Origin of the sequence: Flavobacterium sp. PS2 (assembly GCF_046250155.1) — a bacterium.
GTDB lineage: Bacteria > Bacteroidota > Bacteroidia > Flavobacteriales > Flavobacteriaceae > Flavobacterium.
Genome location: NZ_CP176426.1, coordinates 3738569 through 3758511, shown reverse-complemented (window position 1 = coordinate 3758511; position 19943 = coordinate 3738569). Strand labels below are relative to the sequence as shown.

At 33.1% G+C, this 19943-nt stretch carries 17 protein-coding genes; 14 read left to right on the top strand and 3 right to left on the bottom strand.

Annotated features, from left to right (window positions below; genetic code table 11):
• Position 1 precedes the first annotated feature (1 nt).
• Together ACJ6WR_RS16545 and ACJ6WR_RS16540 are read right to left on the bottom strand one after the other, a co-directional pair.
• Positions 2-868: an archaemetzincin gene (locus tag ACJ6WR_RS16545; RefSeq protein ID WP_409415861.1), complete on the bottom strand. Its 867-nt coding sequence runs from the start codon at positions 866-868 to the stop codon at positions 2-4.
• Positions 869-913: 45 nt separating this feature from the next.
• The gene (locus ACJ6WR_RS16540; protein WP_409415860.1) at positions 914-1648 is read right to left on the bottom strand and encodes a hypothetical protein; all 735 of its coding nucleotides are present in this window, start codon (positions 1646-1648) and stop codon (positions 914-916) included.
• A 463-nt stretch (positions 1649-2111) separates the two neighbouring features.
• Here ACJ6WR_RS16540 and trmD point away from each other — a divergent pair, with 463 nt between their 5' ends.
• From trmD to uvrB, 11 genes are all read left to right on the top strand, one after another.
• Positions 2112-2786: a tRNA (guanosine(37)-N1)-methyltransferase TrmD gene (gene trmD / locus ACJ6WR_RS16535; protein WP_039115508.1), complete on the top strand. Its 675-nt coding sequence runs from the start codon at positions 2112-2114 to the stop codon at positions 2784-2786.
• A 175-nt stretch (positions 2787-2961) separates the two neighbouring features.
• Positions 2962-3312, top strand: a complete 351-nt coding sequence (gene rplS / locus ACJ6WR_RS16530) for a 50S ribosomal protein L19 (RefSeq protein ID WP_039115571.1) — start codon at positions 2962-2964, stop codon at positions 3310-3312.
• Between the two features lie 278 nt (positions 3313-3590).
• Positions 3591-5819: an NADP-dependent isocitrate dehydrogenase gene (locus ACJ6WR_RS16525; RefSeq protein ID WP_409415859.1), complete on the top strand. Its 2229-nt coding sequence runs from the start codon at positions 3591-3593 to the stop codon at positions 5817-5819.
• A gap of 128 nt (positions 5820-5947) precedes the next feature.
• A complete protein-coding gene (locus ACJ6WR_RS16520; protein ID WP_409415858.1) occupies positions 5948-8329 on the top strand; it encodes a TonB-dependent receptor in 2382 nt (793 codons plus the stop codon).
• A 36-nt stretch (positions 8330-8365) separates the two neighbouring features.
• Complete coding sequence (locus ACJ6WR_RS16515) at positions 8366-9187, top strand: DUF4249 domain-containing protein (RefSeq protein WP_409415857.1); 822 nt, start codon at positions 8366-8368, stop codon at positions 9185-9187.
• 8 nt (positions 9188-9195) lie between these two features.
• Entirely contained in the window at positions 9196-9678 is a 483-nt protein-coding gene (locus ACJ6WR_RS16510; RefSeq protein WP_409415856.1) for a GyrI-like domain-containing protein, read from the top strand.
• Between the two features lie 138 nt (positions 9679-9816).
• A complete protein-coding gene (locus tag ACJ6WR_RS16505) occupies positions 9817-10275 on the top strand; it encodes a RidA family protein (protein WP_409415855.1) in 459 nt (152 codons plus the stop codon).
• A gap of 361 nt (positions 10276-10636) precedes the next feature.
• A complete protein-coding gene (locus ACJ6WR_RS16500) occupies positions 10637-11299 on the top strand; it encodes a thiamine diphosphokinase (protein WP_409415854.1) in 663 nt (220 codons plus the stop codon).
• 189 nt (positions 11300-11488) lie between these two features.
• Complete coding sequence (rlmF, locus tag ACJ6WR_RS16495) at positions 11489-12451, top strand: 23S rRNA (adenine(1618)-N(6))-methyltransferase RlmF (protein WP_039115516.1); 963 nt, start codon at positions 11489-11491, stop codon at positions 12449-12451.
• A 129-nt stretch (positions 12452-12580) separates the two neighbouring features.
• Positions 12581-13519, top strand: coding sequence for an alpha/beta fold hydrolase (locus ACJ6WR_RS16490; protein ID WP_409415853.1), 939 nt, complete (start codon positions 12581-12583; stop codon positions 13517-13519).
• A gap of 370 nt (positions 13520-13889) precedes the next feature.
• The gene (uvrB, locus tag ACJ6WR_RS16485) at positions 13890-15881 is read left to right on the top strand and encodes an excinuclease ABC subunit UvrB (RefSeq protein WP_039115520.1); all 1992 of its coding nucleotides are present in this window, start codon (positions 13890-13892) and stop codon (positions 15879-15881) included.
• Here uvrB and ACJ6WR_RS16480 read toward each other — a convergent pair.
• Entirely contained in the window at positions 15878-16288 is a 411-nt protein-coding gene (locus ACJ6WR_RS16480) for an excinuclease ABC subunit B (protein ID WP_346425754.1), read from the bottom strand. The two genes, uvrB and ACJ6WR_RS16480, sit on opposite strands and share 4 nt — an antisense overlap.
• Positions 16289-16338: 50 nt before the next feature.
• Between ACJ6WR_RS16480 and ACJ6WR_RS16475 the strand changes: the two genes are divergently transcribed.
• From ACJ6WR_RS16475 to pafA, 3 genes are all read left to right on the top strand, one after another.
• Complete coding sequence (locus ACJ6WR_RS16475; RefSeq protein WP_409415852.1) at positions 16339-17349, top strand: dipeptide epimerase; 1011 nt, start codon at positions 16339-16341, stop codon at positions 17347-17349.
• A 70-nt stretch (positions 17350-17419) separates the two neighbouring features.
• Positions 17420-17887, top strand: coding sequence for a DUF1456 family protein (locus ACJ6WR_RS16470; RefSeq protein ID WP_039117603.1), 468 nt, complete (start codon positions 17420-17422; stop codon positions 17885-17887).
• Positions 17888-18012: 125 nt separating this feature from the next.
• A complete protein-coding gene (gene pafA / locus ACJ6WR_RS16465; protein ID WP_039115526.1) occupies positions 18013-19635 on the top strand; it encodes an alkaline phosphatase PafA in 1623 nt (540 codons plus the stop codon).
• Positions 19636-19943 lie beyond the last annotated feature (308 nt).

The following is a 19943-nucleotide window of genomic DNA, read 5'->3' as shown; positions in this document are numbered from 1 at the left end:
TTTATTGAATCTTTTCAAGATCTTTCTTCATTAATTGAGTAGCATCGTTGAGTTTAACATGCTCAAAATATTTTTCTAATTCGATTAATCTTTTCTTATTATCATACTTTATACTCGAATTTAATTTTCTTTGACAAGATGAACATAGCCTAATTGTGCTGTTGTCTGTTTCTGGCAAACTAATCGTTCCATTCATTACACAATCCGCTTCAATACAATGATACAATCCGAACATATGCCCTATTTCATGGGAACACGTTTTAAGTAATCGAGATAAACATAAATCAAAATTAGTTGGCGTTAATACCTCATCTTGTAATCTATAAATTGAACTCACTCCTATTTTATCTCTGTAAGATGCTAATCCAAAAACATAATTCCACTCGGGTTTAGGATATAAATCTACTTCTGTTAATGCCATTAAAGCAATTCTATTTAATGGCTTTTCTTTTTTAAGTACGCTGTCTAAAATATAACCTGCTAAGAACTGTTCATTATCTTCATGTCCAATTCGTCTGGCTGAACTAGGGATTATATCATTAGAAAGTTTTTCTAAAGTTTTAGTTTTTAATTGAAAGAAAATCTCAAGATATTCTCTAACTAATTCAATTTGTTTCTTTTGTAAGACATTAAAATCTCCAATAGGTCTTATATAAATAATATTAGAATTATTTGTTGGAACTACGTGCCTGGAATTTATAAATTGCTCGAAGCTCTGTCCTTTTTCTTTATGCGTAAAGAGCCATTCCCCTTCAACTGGTCTTGATAATTTTACATCATTATCTGCTATATCATCAAAGTATTGATCTTCCTTGTTCTGATTACACGAACAGATAGTCAGGAATAATAAGAGTATTAGTTTTTTCATAAAAGTCTAGCTATAATTTTACTGTTGTAAACATATCAATATTCTTTACCCGTTATAATTCATTGATGTTATTACATCGTTGGTTATTTCTATATCTAATAAATGGTCTTGATAAAAATCATCTCCTCCTGAAATTGTACAAAAAATAGCTTCTGATTCTTCTATTATTATTCTTGTGCTATAAATTACTAACGTATCGTACCAATCTTCATTTGCTTTGTCTTCATCATATTCTTTATTATAAAAATCGATTAAATCTGTTTTGCAATCATTTAACCAATTAATATAATGGATAATTTTAACTGAGTAATCTTCAATATGCTCGCTAGGAATCTGAATTGAAATTGTATCCTCTTTGATTGTTTTATTAAATATGACAATTTCTTTATTAACGATTCCAAATTGGGTTTTATGATTCTTTGATGCTACAAAATCGCTCAGCTCTAGTTTGGGTTGTATTTTCTTTTCCCGATACTTTCTAATATCTTTTATGATGAAATTATCTTTATGTGATTTGGCCTTTTGTTCCATCACATACATTTTGGTTGCATCTTTTCTATTAGTTAAATCGGCAACTGTCTTAAAAACTTCATAAGCTGACTTATGAAACCCAAACAAACTATAAATATTAGAGAGAACTATATCATTCTGTTTTGTTCTATTTGCATTTTCTAATTCGTAAAGTAAATCATAAATCTTCTCGACACTTTCTGTTGAGGCATTAGATTTTCTGAATTCATTAGATAACGCTATATAATCTTTTGTGTAATCGCTATTCATTTTTATTTTTAATATAAGTCGCTTCTCCTTTCTTCAATCGAAAATACAATTAAAAACAATATATCCGTATATCCGTTCAAAAATCATGATTCCTGATAGGCCTAGCCCTGATGGAAGCGGCATCCTTTTTCTTGTCATCCTGACGGAGGAAGGATCTCAAGAAAAAGATATAGCGGACAGCAGGAAATAGCTCCTTATTTTAATTGTTAGTTATTAATGATTGATTGTTGATTTGGTTAATCGTTTAATTGTTAAATGCTGATTTAAAAAAGTTTAATCGGTTAATCGGTAATTTGTTTAATCGCAAGATGCATAATATTGATTTGATTAATCGTTTAATTGTGAAATGTAAAAAGTGACATACTTAATTCAAGAATCTTTAAATCCTTCAATTTTTAATTCTTTAAATTTCTCAAATATTTACTTTGTATCTTTGCAGCCTTAAACCTTTTGAAGAGAAAAAATGCGCATAGATATTATTACTGTTTTACCTGAGTTATTGCGAAGCCCGTTTGAAGCTTCGATTATGAAACGTGCTATTGACAAGGGAATTGTTGAGGTTCATTTTCATAATTTACGCGATTATACAACCAATAAACAGAAGAGTGTTGATGATTACCCTTTTGGTGGTGGTGCCGGAATGGTTATGACGGTTCAGCCAATTGACGCTTGCATCACGCATTTAAAAAGCGAGAGAGAGTACGATGAAATTATATATATGTCTCCGGATGGTGAAACACTAAACCAGAAAATGGCAAACACGATGTCGATGCTAAAAAATATTATCATTTTGTGCGGTCATTATAAAGGAGTTGATCAGCGTGTACGTGATCATTTTATTACTAAAGAAATTTCGATTGGCGATTATGTTTTATCTGGTGGCGAATTGGGTGCTTTGGTTTTATCTGATGCTTTGATTCGTTTGATTCCTGGTGTTTTAAGCGACGAAACTTCGGCTCTGACGGATAGTTTTCAGGATAATTTATTGTCGGGACCTATTTATACACGTCCTGCCGATTATAAAGGCTGGAAAGTTCCTGAGGTTTTAACCAGCGGTCATTTTGCCAAAATTGATAAATGGAGGGAAGATATGGCGTATGAACATACTAAAAATAGAAGACCGGATTTATTAGAATAAATTTCAAATTTCTAAAACTCCAAATTCCAATTAATCAAGTAGTTAATAAATTGGAATTTGGAATTCAATTTTATTGGAATTCAATTTTTTTTATCTACATTTGCAGCCAAATTAGACCAACCTCTGGCGAAGTCCGTGTATGTTGCTCTATCACAAAACCATAATTAAAGATATCATGGCAGATTTAATGAAATTCGTTAAAGACGAATTTGTTGCAAAAAAAGATTTCCCAGTTTTCGCAGCTGGAGATACTATCACTGTTTTCTACGAAATTAGAGAGGGTGAAAAAACAAGAACTCAGTTTTTTAAAGGAGTTGTTATTCAAAGAAGAGGTTCTGGTAACACAGAAACTTTTACTATTCGTAAAATGTCTGGTGCTATTGGTGTTGAGCGTATCTTCCCAGTTAACTTACCTGCTTTACAAAAAGTTGAAATCAACAAAAAAGGTGCTGTACGTAGAGCTAGAATTTTCTACTTCAGAGAACTTACTGGTAAAAAAGCTAAGATTAGAGACAAAAGAAGATAATTATTTATCTCTTTACCATAAAGATCCCGATTCATTATTTGTGAATCGGGATTTTTTTTGTTCTAAACAAAATAACAAAACAATAATTCTTTGGCTTGAAAACCACCGATTTGTTAATTATAACTCCTTTAAATAGCAATCTGTTAATTTAAGGAATTCTAAGAAAAACGCAACCGTTTTCGGACTGTTTTTCTTATATTTGCTCCGCTCGTTTTGAGCCAACCATACCTTTTACATCGCCGTTCCTAGCGATACGATTATATTAAAAAAGAAAAAAAATGACACAGAATTCAAAGATTGTTTACACCTTAACTGATGAGGCGCCGTTATTAGCGACTTATTCTTTCTTGCCTATTGTACAAGAATTTACTGCTACAGCGGGTATTGCTATTGAAACTAGAGACATTTCGTTGGTGTCTCGAATTTTATCTAATTTTCCGGAGTACTTGACCGATTCTCAAAAAACAGGGGACGCCTTGGCTGAGTTAGGACAACTTGCTACTAAACCGGAGGCAAACATTATTAAGTTGCCAAACATCTCGGCTTCGGTTCCGCAATTAAAAGCGGCTATTGCTGAGTTACAATCTCATGGGTATAAAATTCCAAATTTTCCTGAGGATCCTCAAAACGATACTGAAAAAGAAATTAAAGCTAAATACGCTAAAGTATTAGGTTCTGCAGTAAACCCAGTTTTGCGTGAAGGTAACTCTGATCGTAGAGCTCCAAGAGCAGTGAAGAATTTTGCTAAAGCAAATCCTCACTCTATGGGTGCTTGGTCTGCTGACTCTAAAACTCGTGTAGCATCTATGCCAAATGGTGATTTTTACGGAAGTGAAAAATCGCTTACTGTTCCTAATGCTACTGATGTAAAAATTGAATTTGTTGCTAAAGACGGAACATCTACTGTTTTAAAAGAAAGTACTCCTCTTAAAGCTGGAGAAATTATTGATAGTGCTGTATTAAACGTAAATGCTTTAAAAAGCTTTGTTGCTACAACTATCGAAGAAGCAAGAAAAGAAAACTTATTACTTTCGGTTCACCTGAAAGCTACAATGATGAAAGTTTCTGATCCAATTATTTTTGGTGCTATTGTAGAAGTTTACTTTAAAGATGTATTCGAAAAATACGCTACTTTATTTAGCGAATTAAATATTGATACAAGAAACGGATTGGGTGATGTTTATGCAAAAATTGCAGGAACTCCTCAACAAGCCGAAGTTGAAGCAGCTCTAGACGCAGCTATTGCTAACGGTCCTGCATTGGCAATGGTAAACTCTGATAAAGGGATTACTAACCTACACGTTCCATCGGATGTAATTGTAGATGCTTCTATGCCTGCTATGATTCGTACTTCTGGACAGATGTATAACAAAGAAGGAAAACAACAAGATACTGTTGCTCTTATTCCAGACCGCTCTTATGCTGGTGTTTATACTGCAACAATCGATTTTTGTAAAAAACATGGTGCTTTTGACCCAACTACAATGGGAAGTGTACCAAACGTAGGTTTGATGGCTCAAAAAGCTGAAGAGTACGGATCTCATGACAAAACTTTCCAAATGAAAGCTGATGGTGTTGTACGTGTTGTTGATGCTAACGGAACTATCTTAATGGAACAAGCTGTTGAAGATAAAGATATCTTCAGAATGTGTCAGGCAAAAGATGCTCCTATTCAGGACTGGGTAAAACTAGCTGTAAACAGAGCTCGTTTATCTAATACTCCTGCTGTTTTCTGGTTAGACGAAAACAGAGCACACGATAGAGAATTAATTCAAAAAGTAAAAAGATACCTTACAGATTATGAAACTACTGGTTTAGATATTCGTATCATGAACCCTATCGAAGCTACAAACTTTACTCTTGACAGAATCATTAAAGGATTAGATACTATCTCTGTAACTGGAAACGTATTACGTGATTACCTTACAGATTTGTTCCCAATTCTTGAAGTTGGTACTTCTGCCAAAATGTTATCTATCGTTCCTTTAATGAATGGTGGTGGTTTGTTTGAAACTGGTGCTGGAGGTTCTGCTCCTAAACATGTTGAGCAATTTACTCAAGAAGGTTACTTACGTTGGGATTCATTAGGAGAATTTTTGGCTCTTGGTGCTTCATTAGAGCATTTAGGTCAAACATTAAACAACTCTAAAGCTATGGTTCTTGCTGAAACTCTTGATGAGGCAAATGACAAGTTCCTTGCAAACGATAAATCTCCAGCTCGTAAAATTGGACAAATCGATAACCGTGGTTCTCATTTTTACTTAGCGTTCTATTGGGCTCAAGCTTTGGCTGCTCAAAATAAAGATGCTGAGTTAAAAGCTATCTTCACTCCTATTGCAGCAGAATTTGCTGAGAATGAAGATAAAATAAACGCTGAATTAATTGCTGCTCAAGGAAAACCTCAAGACATTGGTGGATATTACCAACCAAATCCTGAATTAACTAGTAAAGCAATGCGTCCTAGTCCAACATTTAATGCAATCTTGGCTAAAATAGCTAAAATATAAGTTCTCATTATATTTCTCACATTAAAGACAGCCCGAAACGGCTGTCTTTTTTTTAACGCACATTTAACATTAGTTTTGTAATATTTCCCACCTTCTACCGTCATACTAGGGAATTCAAAATTTAAACAATGATCACAAAAAAAGTTAGCTCGTTTCTTATTGTATTTCTCATTGCTTTTTCTTCATTCGCGCAAGAAAAATTTACCTTAAGCGGTACCATTTCTGACTCTAAAAATAATGAAACCCTAATCGGAGTCAACATTTACATCCCTTCATTAAAAATTGGCACTACAACAAACGAATATGGTTTTTACTCTATTACTGCTCCAAAGGGAGAGTATCAGGTAGAAATAAGTTACGTTGGTTACCAGTCTTTTCAAAACACCATTTCTTTAACGAAAAATGTTAAAAATAATTTCTCATTAAAAGAAGGTGGCGAAGAACTCCAAGAGGTAGTTATTACCGATAATAGAGGAAGAGCAAATACACGTACTCCCGAGATGAGTGTAAATAAACTTTCTATTTCGGCAATAAAGAAAATGCCTGTTGTTATGGGTGAAGTCGATGTATTAAAATCTATTTTATTACTTCCTGGTGTTACTAATGCCGGCGAAGGTGCATCTGGTTTTAACGTGCGTGGTGGTGGTGCCGATCAGAATTTAATTCTTCTTGATGAAGCTACTATTTTTAACTCTTCTCACGTATTTGGTTTCTTCTCAGTATTTAATCCTGATGCTATTAAAGATTTAAAATTATACAAAGGTGGAATTCCTGCTCGTTACGGTGGTAGAGCATCTTCTGTTTTGGATATTTATCAAAAAGATGGAAATAGTAAAGATTTCCATATGAATGGTGGAATCGGATTAATTTCGAGTCGTCTTCTTGCCGAAGGGCCATTAGTAAAAGATAAAGGATCATTCTTAATTGGTGGTAGAGCTTCTTATGCACATTTATTCTTAAAACTAACGGATGATATGAAAGACAACTCTGCTTATTTTTATGATTTGAATGCTAAATTCAGTTATAAATTAAATGACAATAACAGCTTGTATTTATCTGGTTATTTTGGACGTGATGTTTTTAAAATAAGTAAAATATTTTCTAATACTTACGGTAACACTACTTTCAACCTGCGTTGGAATCATTTATACTCTGATAAATTATTTTCTAATCTATCTTTAATTTATAGTGATTATTATTACGGGCTTGATCTGGATACTGCAGGATTTAAATGGGATTCTGGTATCAAGAATTACAATATTAAATATGACTTCAAAAATTATATTTCAGATAAATTCAAATTGAATTATGGTTTAAATGGTATTTACTATGAATTTAACCCTGGAACTATTAAACCAACAGATGAAACCTCTGGAGTTAACCCTGATCAATTAGATAAAAAATATGCTTTTGAACCAGCTATTTATATTGAAGCTGAAAATCAAATTGCAAAAAAACTAACGCTTTCATACGGACTCCGTTTTAGTTTATTTTATCGTTTAGGAGCTTCGACTCTTAATCTTTACGAAAACAATAATCCTGTTCTTTTTAACCCTGCTCAACAAATCTATGAGAAAGCAACTCCTATAGGAACGGAATATTATGGTAAAAACAAATCAATGTTTAGCTATAATAATTTAGAACCTCGTTTCTCTATTGGATATCAAATTGACGAAAATCAAGCTGTAAAAGCTAGTTATAACAGAATGGCTCAGTATTTACAATTAATATCGAATACCTCATCTCCTACTCCTCTTGATGTATGGATGCCAAGTGATGAGTATATTAAACCTCAACTTGCCGATCAGGTTGCCTTGGGTTATTTTAGAAACTTTAGAGATGGAGACTATTCTCTTGAAGTAGAAACCTACTATAAGAAAATTAAAAACAGACTGGACTATATTGATGGTGCCGATTTAATAGCAAATGATGCCATTGAGCAAGTTATCTTAAACGGAAGAATGCGTTCTTATGGTGTAGAGTTAATGCTTAAAAAGAATGCAGGAAAACTTACTGGATGGGTTTCTTATACTTTATCAAAATCAGAACAACAAACCCCTGGAAGAACTCCGGAAGAAACTGGTATCAATAACGGACAATGGTATAATTCAGCTTATGACAAACTACATAATCTAGCTGTTACAGCTGCTTATTCGCTAAACGAAAAATGGTCATTTGGTGCTAATTTCGCATTACAATCAGGACAACCTGTAACGTATCCAACTGGATATTATGAATATCGTGGTGTAAAAGTTCCTAGTTATGGTTTACGAAATGAAAACAGATTACCTGCTTACCATCACTTAGATATTTCGGCAACATTAACCCCGAGATCTAACAAAGACAGAAATTGGAAAGGCGAATGGGTATTTAGTATTTATAACCTATATAATAGACAAAATGCAGCTTCTATTAATTTTAGACAGAACAGCGATACAGGATACAATGAAGCTGTTAAGACTTCTATTTTCGGAATGGTTCCTGCTGTTAGTTATAATTTCAAATTTTAATTCACTTCTCTCAAAGAGAAATAAAAATATACTGATATGAAAAAAATAAGCTTATTAATTGTGTTTTTCTCCGCATTATTTTTTACAAGTTGCGAAGAAGTTGTTGAAGTTGACTTAAAAACACAACCTCCTAAATTGGTCGTTGAAGCTGATATTAGTTGGCTAAAAGGAACTACAGGAAACCAACAAATGATAAAATTAACCACTACAACTGATTATTACAATCCTGTAATTCCTGTTGTTTCCGGAGCTACCATTACTATAAGAAACAGTGCCAATAAAGTATTCACTTTTATAGAAGTTCCTCAAACAGGAAAATACGTTTGTACTAATTTTGAACCTGTTATTAACGAAACCTATGTCTTAACTGTTATTAGTGGTGGTAATACATATGTTGCGACTGAAACTTTAAAATCGGTAGCGCCAATCACTCGAATTGTGCAAACTAATGATGGTGGTATTTCCAAAGATGAAATCGAAGTAAAAGCATATTATAATGACCCTGCTGAAGAAACAAATTATTATTTATACCATTATACTTACTCCAATCAAGTCTTGTCAAGCTATTCTTCTGTAGATGATAGATTCTTTAACGGAAATGAGTTTTTTAGTACTTCACACAATGAAGATTTAAAACCTGGAGATCAAGTAGAAATAAGTCACATCGGAACATCTAAAAGCTATTATAATTACATGAATATATTAACTAGTATTTCAGGTGATAATAGTGGTGGTCCTTTTCAATCTCCACCAGCAACTTTAAGAGGAAATGTTATAAACACAACCAACGCAAATGACTATCCTTTAGGTTATTTTTCTATTGGAGAAGTTGATACTAAAAAATATACGATTGAGTAATATTTAATATGAAACCAAGAATAGAAAATTTAACAGAAAAGAAAATTGTTGGAAAACGAATAACAACATCTTTCACAGCCAATAGAACAAAAGAGCTATGGCAAGGATTTATGCCAAACCGAAAAGAGATAAAAAACAATATCGGTTCAGAATTATATTCTATTGAAGTTTATCCAGAAACACATTTTCTTAATTTCAATCCAAGTAATGAATTCGAAAAATGGGCAGGCATCGAAGTAACAGATTTTCTTTCCGTTCCTCAAAATATGGAAACCATCACAATTCCAAACGGACTTTATGCAGTTTTCATACATAAAGGGCCAGCGAGTAATGGCAACGAAACCTATCAATACATTTTTACCGATTGGTTACCTAAGTCCGAGTATGTGTTAGAGAACAGACCGCATTTTGCCGTGATGGGAGAAAAATACAAACACGAAGACCCAACATCCGAAGAGGAAATTTGGATTCCTATTAAACATAAAAACTAAAACCAATAAAAAATGCTCTCCATTACGAGAGCATTTTTTTATGCATTACTCTGAAAAAATACCACCTCTCAACATATGTAAATGTTTAGGAATTAGAATTGAGCAACCTTTGCCAATAATTAATTCAAATTTCAAGACATGAAACAAATACTTCTTACCTTATTTTCACTTTGTGCATTTAGTGCAAAAGCACAAACTTTTAAAAATCCTGAATCATTATTCAATCCCGCACCATATGGGTTTAGTCATGCATCATCAGTTTCTACCCCAGGCGAACTCGTATTTATATCAGGACAAAGCGGCGGATTAGGCAAAGAACATCTTCTGAGCAACAGTTTTAGAGAACAAACTCAAGTAACATTAAAGAATATTATAACAGTTCTGGATAGTTACAATCTAAAACCAGAGAATATCATGAAGATTACCATTCTGATTGTAGACCATTCAGAAGAGAAATTAAAAATCTGGAATGAAGAAATCAGTAAAGTATGGAAAAACAAACCATTTCCAGCAAGCACATTAATTCCCGTTCCAAAATTAGCCCTCGACGGAATGCAAATAGAAGTCGATGCTGTAGCTTTCAAAGCAAAAAAATAAAACTTTTTTCTACCATTAAGAAATTAAGCTTAATTAAGAATATTTTCAAGATTGAATGACTTGCACGCAGATCAAACAGATTTCAAATCTCTATAATCTTTGAAAAAAAAGCTAACCATATAAGTTATGTAAGTCCATTTAAGGAAAACTGCACAAACTTATATTTCCTTAAATAACTTATATGGTAAAAAAAATCACTGCAACTTTTAGACAACATAAATAATCCTTTTAATCTTTATAATCTGTGGCTAAAGAAACTTAATCTCTTAATGGTAAAAAACTCCTTTAATCTCTTAATTGTAGAAAAACATTTACTTTTTACTTTCGTACATTTGCAGCACATTATAAATCCATACTATAAATGTCCTCACACCATATCGTACGCGACGACCAAGAACCTGCATTAATCATTGCCAATGGCGCTGCCTGTAATCCCGAGTTATTAGGACAATTATTAGAATGGTCACCTTTGGTAATCGTATTAGATTCGGCTATAGAGCGCGTAGTTAAGTTAGGAATAAAAGTCGATGTTCTTCTTGGTGATTTCGATCGCGGATTCGACCCCGAAAAATATAAAACAACACAATATCCTATAGAGATTGTACATACCCCAGATCAGGACAAAACCGACTTAGAAAAAGCATTTGATTACTTAATCGAACGCAAAATCCCTGCTGCAAATGTAGTTTGGGCAACAGGAAAAAGAGCCGATCACACTATTACAAATCTTACCAATATAGTTCGTTACCGAAACTTACTCAAGATTGTAATTCTCGACGACCATTCCAAAATATTTTTATTGCCTAATAAATTCGAAAAATGGTATACCGCCAACACACCTATTTCGCTCATACCGATTGGAGTTGTAAATGGTATCTTTTCAGATAACTTGGTATATCCTCTACAAAACGATACCCTAACAATAGGCTACAGAACTGGCAGCAGTAATGCCGTTGCCAAAGACGGAATTGTTACAATTACCCATTCCGACGGCGATTTATTGCTAATGGAATGTATGGATTAATTTCCTTACACTACTGAATTAAGCAGAAGCATAAGGAGCAATTTCCTGCTGTACACTATATCTTTTTCTGTCTAAAGGAGCCAGAAAAAGGATGCCGTTTCCATCAGGGCTAGGCCAAATCATTTCATAAGAAATACTTCCCTTATTTACAAATTAGGATTACGTACCTTTGCACCGAAATTAAGAATGATGAAAACTACAAATAGCCCCGAGAAAACAAGTCTGCATCCTAGAAACCCGCATCGTTTGCGCTATGATTTTGAACAACTAATCACAGATTGTCCCGAATTAAAGAAGCACGTCGTTATAAACGAGCATGATATCGAAACAATTGATTTTAGTAATCCCGAAGCTGTAAAATCGCTTAACAAAGCATTATTAATTCATTATTACGACATACAAAACTGGGATATTCCTAAAAATTATCTTTGCCCACCCATTCCAGGAAGAGTCGATTATATTCATTACCTGGCCGATTTATTAGCCACCACAAATAATGGAGTTATTCCAGAAGGAGAAGCCATTTTAGGTTTAGATATAGGTGTTGGTGCCAATTGTATCTATCCAATATTAGGAAATGCTGCTTACGGATGGAGTTTTGTCGGAACCGATATTGATGAAAAAGCAATCGAGAATTGCAGCAAAATAATCGAAGCCAATCCTAGGCTAATTGATGTTATCAGTTTACAACAACAAACAGAATCACGTTTTATATTCAAAAATATAATTACACCCGAAGATAAATTTACATTCACGATTTGCAATCCACCATTTCATTCTTCTTCAGAAGAAGCTAATAAAAGTGCTGTTCGAAAAGTAACAAATCTAAATCCAAAAGCAAACAGAAAAGCAGCGCCCGTTTTAAACTTCGGAGGTCATAATGCCGAACTATGGTGCGATGGAGGAGAAATTGGATTTATAACGCAAATGATTTACGAAAGTGCCAAATATCCAATGCAATGTTTATGGTTTACAACACTAGTATCTAAAAGAGAAAACCTGTCGAGTATCTATAAAACATTAAATAAAGTAAATGCTTCAATTGTAAAAACAATCGATATGGCACAAGGTCAGAAAACAAGTCGTATTGTAGCATGGTCTTTCCTTACCGAAGCACAACAAGGTAAATGGAGTTTTAAAAGCGAACTTTAAATAAACCAATCAAAGTCATAATTCCAAAAGATTTCGCAAAACATTGTAATTATGATAGATATAACTAAAAAGCTGATACTATAATCATCAGCTTTTTAGTACTTTTAATCTTAATTGAACGTAACTCCTATGCCGAAATTATTTTTAAAAGTTATTGCAATTCTTTTATTCGCAAGTTGTAGCGCAACAAAAGAAAAAAAGATTGATAATTATGTTTTCAAAACAAAAAGCGAAAGAAAAGATTACATCAATTCTTATAATGCTGCATTAAAACTTTGGGATGTTCCTTATCAGGAAGAAAATATCGAAACCAGTTATGGCACAGCTCATATAATTGTGACTGGTCCAAAAGACGGCAAAGATTTAGTATTACTTCACGGAATGGACGCCAGCTCGACAATGTGGTTTCCTAATATTAAAGCATTATCAAAAAATCATCGGGTTTACGCAATAGACTTTTTAATTGAAGCAGGAAAATCTCAAGCTCCCAAAAAATCCCTCACAAGTGAAGAAATAGTTATTTGGTACAATGAGATTTTTACTCATTACAAACTAAAAAACTTTGACGTAATTGGTGCATCACGTGGTGGTTGGATTGCTACATTATTAGCAACTCAAAAAGAAAGTAAAATCAACAAACTGGTTTTAATAAGTCCGGCACAAACATTTAAGAACATCGATAAAATGAGAAAAGCATCATCGGCATTCTTTCTGAAAATTTTTCCAAATGAGAAAAAATTAAAAAAGACGCTAGAAACCTTTTCTTATTATCCCGAAAAAATAGACCCTATTTATAAAAAGCAATTTTATCTAGCTAATAAATATGCAAAATCAAACACTAGTTTTTTGCAAATGCAACCATTCTCTGATGAAGATTTAAAAAAAATAACCATTCCTGTTTTGGTGCTTATAGGAGATCATGATGTAATTAATTCAGATGAAAGTATAATTAGAGCCAAAGAGTTATTGAGTAATAGTAAAACCGAAACTATCGAAAATGCAGGGCATTTTTTAAGTATCGATCAATCTGAAAAAGTAAACAAACTAATGATTGACTTTTTAAGATAATCCTTAACGCATACAAGCTCTAGCAGTTATTTTTTTTGCCACAGATTAAAAGATTAGACAGATTTAAAAACTTTGCGAACTTTCTCTAGACCTATGAACTTAAATTGTCTATAGAAGGAACACTGATGAAACGGATTTACAAAAGTAAAGACGCGGATTAAAAACGGATTTTAAAAAAACAATAGATATAAAATCTGTTTCATCAGTGTTTTCGCCTTAGCGAATCCGTTTCATCCGCGTTCCTTTCGCATAGAATTATAAAGATTAAAACCTTTGGACCTTTGCAACTCAGAACCTTTTTTAATCCACAAATTTCAATTTAAGATTTTACTTTGTAACTTTACAATCCCAACAATTCTAAACTAAATAAATGAATTTTCAAGTAGTCTCAGATTATAGCCCAAAAGGAGATCAACCGCAAGCAATCGAAAAATTGACCCAAGGTATAATTGATGGCGAAAAATACCAGACCCTCCTTGGAGTTACTGGTTCAGGAAAAACATTTACAGTTGCCAATGTTATTCAGGAAGTACAAAAGCCAACTTTGGTTTTGGCACACAATAAAACATTAGCAGCACAATTATATTCAGAATTCAAACAATTCTTTCCAAACAACGCCGTAGAATATTTCGTTTCTTACTATGATTATTACCAGCCAGAAGCATTTATGCCAGTAACTGGAGTATTTATCGAGAAAGATTTATCTATAAACGAAGAGTTGGAAAAAATGCGTTTAAGCACAACATCTTCCCTACTCTCAGGGCGACGCGACATATTAGTTGTAGCTTCCGTTTCTTGTTTATACGGTATCGGAAACCCTGTAGAATTTCAAAAGAATGTTATTGCGATAGAAAAAGATCAGGTTATTTCGAGAACCAAATTATTACATAGTCTGGTACAAAGTTTATATTCCAGAACCGAAGCCGATTTTAATCCCGGAAGTTTTAGGATAAAAGGAGATACAGTTGAGGTATATCCTAGTTATGCCGATGATGGATTTAGAATTCATTTTTTTGGAGATGAAATCGAAGAAATAGAATCATTTGATATAAAAACTTCTCAAGTAATCGAGAAATACAATAAACTAACTATTTATCCAGCCAATATGTTTGTAACATCTCCGGATGTATTACAAGGAGCGATTTGGCAAATACAGCAAGACTTGGTAAAACAAGTAGATTATTTTAAAGAAATAGGAAAACATCTTGAAGCCAAACGTCTTGAAGAACGTACCAATTTTGATTTAGAAATGATTCGCGAGTTAGGATATTGTTCAGGTATCGAAAATTATTCTCGTTATCTGGATGGAAGAGAAGCTGGAACAAGACCGTTCTGTTTATTAGATTATTTTCCCGATGATTACTTGATGGTAGTCGATGAAAGTCACGTAACCATATCTCAGGTTCATGCCATGTATGGAGGAGATAGAAGCCGTAAAGAAAACCTTGTAGAATATGGCTTCCGTTTACCTGCGGCAATGGACAATCGTCCTTTAAAATTCGAAGAATTTGAAGCTATGCAAAATCAGGTAATTTATGTTTCGGCTACTCCGGCAGATTATGAATTACAAAAAACAGATGGTGTAGTTGTAGAACAAGTCATTCGACCTACAGGATTATTAGATCCAATTATCGAAATTCGTCCTAGTTTAAATCAAATTGATGATTTAATCGAAGAAATTCAGATTCGTTGCGAGTTAGACGAACGCGTTTTGGTTACAACATTAACCAAAAGAATGGCCGAAGAATTAGCCAAATACTTGACCAAAGTAAGTATTCGTTGTCGTTACATTCACTCCGATGTAGATACCCTGGAACGTATCGAGATCATGCAAGATTTACGAAAAGGAATTTTTGATGTTTTAATTGGAGTAAACTTACTACGTGAAGGTTTGGATTTACCCGAAGTTTCTTTAGTAGCAATTCTTGATGCCGACAAAGAAGGATTTTTGCGTAGCCATAGATCATTAACACAAACTATTGGTCGTGCAGCGAGAAACCTCAACGGAAAAGCAATTATGTATGCTGATAAAATTACGGCAAGTATGCAGAAAACCATTGATGAAACCAATTATCGTCGTACAAAACAAATTAATTACAACCTCGAGAATAATATAACTCCACAAGCATTAAATAAAAAAATCGATAGTGCTTTCACCAAAAATCCATTGGTAGAGTATGAATTAGGTCATACCCTAAGTGTAGCAGCCGAACCTGATACGGCTTATTTATCCAAAGCCGAATTAGAGAAAATGATACGTGAAAAGCGTAAATCGATGGAGAAAGCAGCTAAAGAATTAGACTTTCTTCAGGCGGCAAAATTGCGTGACGATATTAAAAAGCTACAAGAACAATTGGCTTAATTGTGTTGTTCCTGGAAAATTTTCAATAATATTTCAGGGTCAATCATCGCATTCGGTGCATTCTTCATTAAATTTAAAATACGTTTAGTTGCTATAGGATTCAATCCCATATCGATAGAAATTTGCTGTATTGCAGCAGCCTCTTTACTATGCAATATTCCGTCGCAATGCATGATTAAAGCCAATCTATAAAATTGCTGAATGCGCTGAAACTCTGATTTTATAACAACAGGAGGAACTTCCTGATGAAACAAATCTTTAAAAGTTACTTCGTCAATATTTAATTCCTGAGCAACTAGCGACAAAAAATCAAATTCCCTCTTATGTAATTCTCCATCAACAGTCGAGAAAGAAATCATTTCTAAAAGTAAACTTATTTTTTCGGCATCCGTATTCATCAAATTCATATTTTTAGCTAAAATATTGTTTTTAAATTTAAAATACAAAAACATCAGAAATGCAATTAATTATCAGAGCATACGATCTTAAATTAAAACACACATTTAGGATTTCAAGAAAAACAATTGATTACCAACCAACGGTAATTGTCGAATTAAAAAAAGACGGATTTTCAGGTTTTGGCGAAGCAACATCCAATCCATATTATAATATTACAATTCCGATACTAGAAAATGATATCGAGAAAATCAGACCGATAATTGAAACTATCGACAATGAAACTCCCGAAGAATTTTGGACAAAAATAAATCCATTATTACAAGAAAATAAATTTGCATTATGTGCATTAGACAATGCTTATAATGATTGGTATGCTAGAAAACAAGGCAAGAAACTATATCAATTATGGAATTATACTATCGAAAATAATCCACTGACCAATTATACTATCGGAATTGATTCTATCGAAAAAATGGTTTCAAAAATGAAAGAACTCCCATGGCCTATTTATAAAATTAAGTTAGGAACTCCAGAGGATATTGCCATAGTAACCGAATTAAGAAAACACAGTAATGCCGTTTTTAGAATTGATGCCAATTGTGGTTGGAATGTCGATGAAACTATTAAAAATGCAATTGAACTAAAAAAACTAGGAGTAGAATTTCTCGAGCAACCTCTCAAAGCAGATGATTGGAAAGGGCATCGAGAAGTTTTTAAACATTCGGTTTTGCCAATTGTAGCCGATGAAAGTTGTATTATAGAAAGCGATATTGCTAAGTGCCATAATCATTTTCATGGCGTAAATATAAAATTAATGAAATGTGGTGGTATCACGCCTGGACGACGAATGCTACATGAAGCAAAACAATTAGGATTAAAAACAATGATAGGTTGTATGACCGAATCTACAGTTGGAATTTCTGCAATTGCTCATTTATTACCAGAACTCGATTATGTTGATATGGACGGTGCTTTGCTATTAGAAAAAGATATTGCAAGTGGTGTTATGATACAAAATGGAGAAATAAAATATGCCGATGGTAACGGAACGGGAGTTATCTTATATTAATCGTAATTTCAATATAAGGAAAGTGACTATTGAATTACTTTTAAAACGTACCTTTGTAAAAAATTAAACGATGACAAATAACGATATCCTAAAAAAACTACGCGTAGCCTTAATGCTCCGTGACGACCAAATAGTTGAAATATTAGAATTGGTAGATTTTAGAATTTCAAAATCAGAGTTGGGCGCTTTTTTTAGAGCCGAAGACCATGAGAACTATATGGAGTGTGGCGATCAGGTATTGCGTAACTTCTTAAACGGATTGGTAATTCATTTAAGAGGAACAAAAGAAAATCCTAAAAACCCTAATGAGATTTTAGCTAAACACAAAGCAGAAATTCCTGCTAAAGATAGTACAAAGGAAAGACCAGAATTTAAAGCTAAACCAAAAGATGAAGAAAGTGCCAGAGGAGATCAAAGGCCATCTAAATCTGGAACTGGTGCAAAAAAGCCTTTTAAAAAGAATAATAGTAAGTCTACTCCAAAAATACAAGTAGTTGAAAAAGTAAAATTCAACTTCGGTAAAAACAAAAAATCCTAAGCTCACACTTAGGATTTTTTTTATGCCATTATGTTAAAGTGAAACCATTTTTGTGTTTTCAATCTCAATTCTGAATTCTTTTTGAATTTGAATCTGTATTTTTGTTTAAAATTAGATATTAAAACATGAAAAGACTTATTTTATTTTTAGCATTTGTATTCGTTACCCAAATAAATGCACAAGAGCGTCCAAAACTAGTAGTTGGAATTGTTGTGGATCAAATGAAGATGGAATATCTCTATCGCTTCTCAGATGACTTTACTCCTAATGGTTTCAAAAGGCTTATGAATAATGGATACACGTTTCAGAACATGCATTACAATTACATGCCTACTTACACTGCTCCTGGACATGCATCTATTTACACAGGAACAACTCCAGCAACACACGGAATTGTAAGTAATGAATGGTTTAGCCGAAAATTAGGAAAACAAATGTATTGTACTGATGATGCAGGTGTAGTAACTGTAGGCGATGGTACAAAGGAAGAAGGCGAAATGTCTCCAAAAAACTTATTGAGCACAACTATTACCGATGAGTTAAGAATGGCTACCAATTTTGAAGGAAAAGTAATTGGTGTAAGTCTTAAAGATCGTGGTGCAATTTTACCAGCTGGACACTTTGCTAATTGGGCTTTTTGGTATAGCAAAACAGGGTCATTTATTTCTAGTACTTTTTATGGAGATAAACTACCTGATTGGGTTACACAATTTAATAGCGAAAAACATTTTTTACCATACATAAACAAAGGTTGGGATTTATATAAACCAGTTGCAACTTACAACGAGAGTTTACCAGACAACAATCCTTACGAAGGAAAATTATACAATAGTGCAGCACCAGTTTTTCCATACAACTTAAAAGAAATGTATGATAAAAATGATGCTGGAGTTATTCGTTCTACTCCATTTGGAAATGACTTATTAGCCGAATTTGCTAAAAAAGCAATCGAAAAAGAAGAATTAGGAAAAGATAATATTACAGATTTCTTAACCGTTAGTTTCTCATCTACAGATTACGTTGGGCATTTATTAGGACCACGTTCTATGGAGTTACAAGATACTTATTTACGTTTAGATCAAACTATAGCCGACTTTTTAGCTTACTTAGATAAAACTGTTGGTAAAGATAATTACCTGCTTTTCTTAACAGCTGATCATGCTGGAGCAGAAAATGTAAATTATCTTAAAGATCGTAAATACAATGTAAATAGTATTAGCCCAAAAGATATCCGTAAAAATCTAACTGATTTTTCTGTAAAGACCTTTGGTCAGGATTTAGTTTTAAACTATTCTAGCTTCAATTTATTCTTCAATAAAGAAATAATCAAAAACAAAAAATTTGATTTTGTGAAAGTTAAACAAGCTTTTAAAGATTATTTAATGGCTCAGGATTACGTAAAAAGAGTATATACCGAAGAAGACATTTTAAATGCTACAGGTAATGATTACTACTTAAACTTTATTGTAAAAGGATATGATGTAACTCAAAACGGGGATTTAATTGTATTAGACAAACCAGGTTATATCGAATATATGGGAACGGGAACTTCTCACGGAACACCATATACATATGACACACACGTTCCAGCAATTTTTTACGGTTGGCATATTAAAAAAGGGGAATCATACAACAAGAAAACGATTACTCAAATTGCACCAACAATTGCTCAGAAAATAAAAGTAACGTTCCCGAACGGAACAGAAGCAAATGTTCTGGAAGAAGTTTTAGACAAAGAGAAAAAATAATCTTTTTTCTTAATCCTAAAAAAGGGCTGTATTTATATAAATACAGCCCTTTTTGCTATACAATAGTTCCCTTTATTACTTCGGCTAAATTGCTACTTTTTATATCACACACCTCTATTAAAGACATTTTACTCCTTTATTTTATATTCATTTATAGACTCTTTTTACACTTTGCAAACAACCTCAACAGTTAAATCTCTTAAACTTAAAAAATAATATTGTTATAAATTGTTAAAACACCTTAGATTACCTTGTTTTTAAGACAATTTACTTCTATATACATCAAAATTTACTATCTGATAAATATC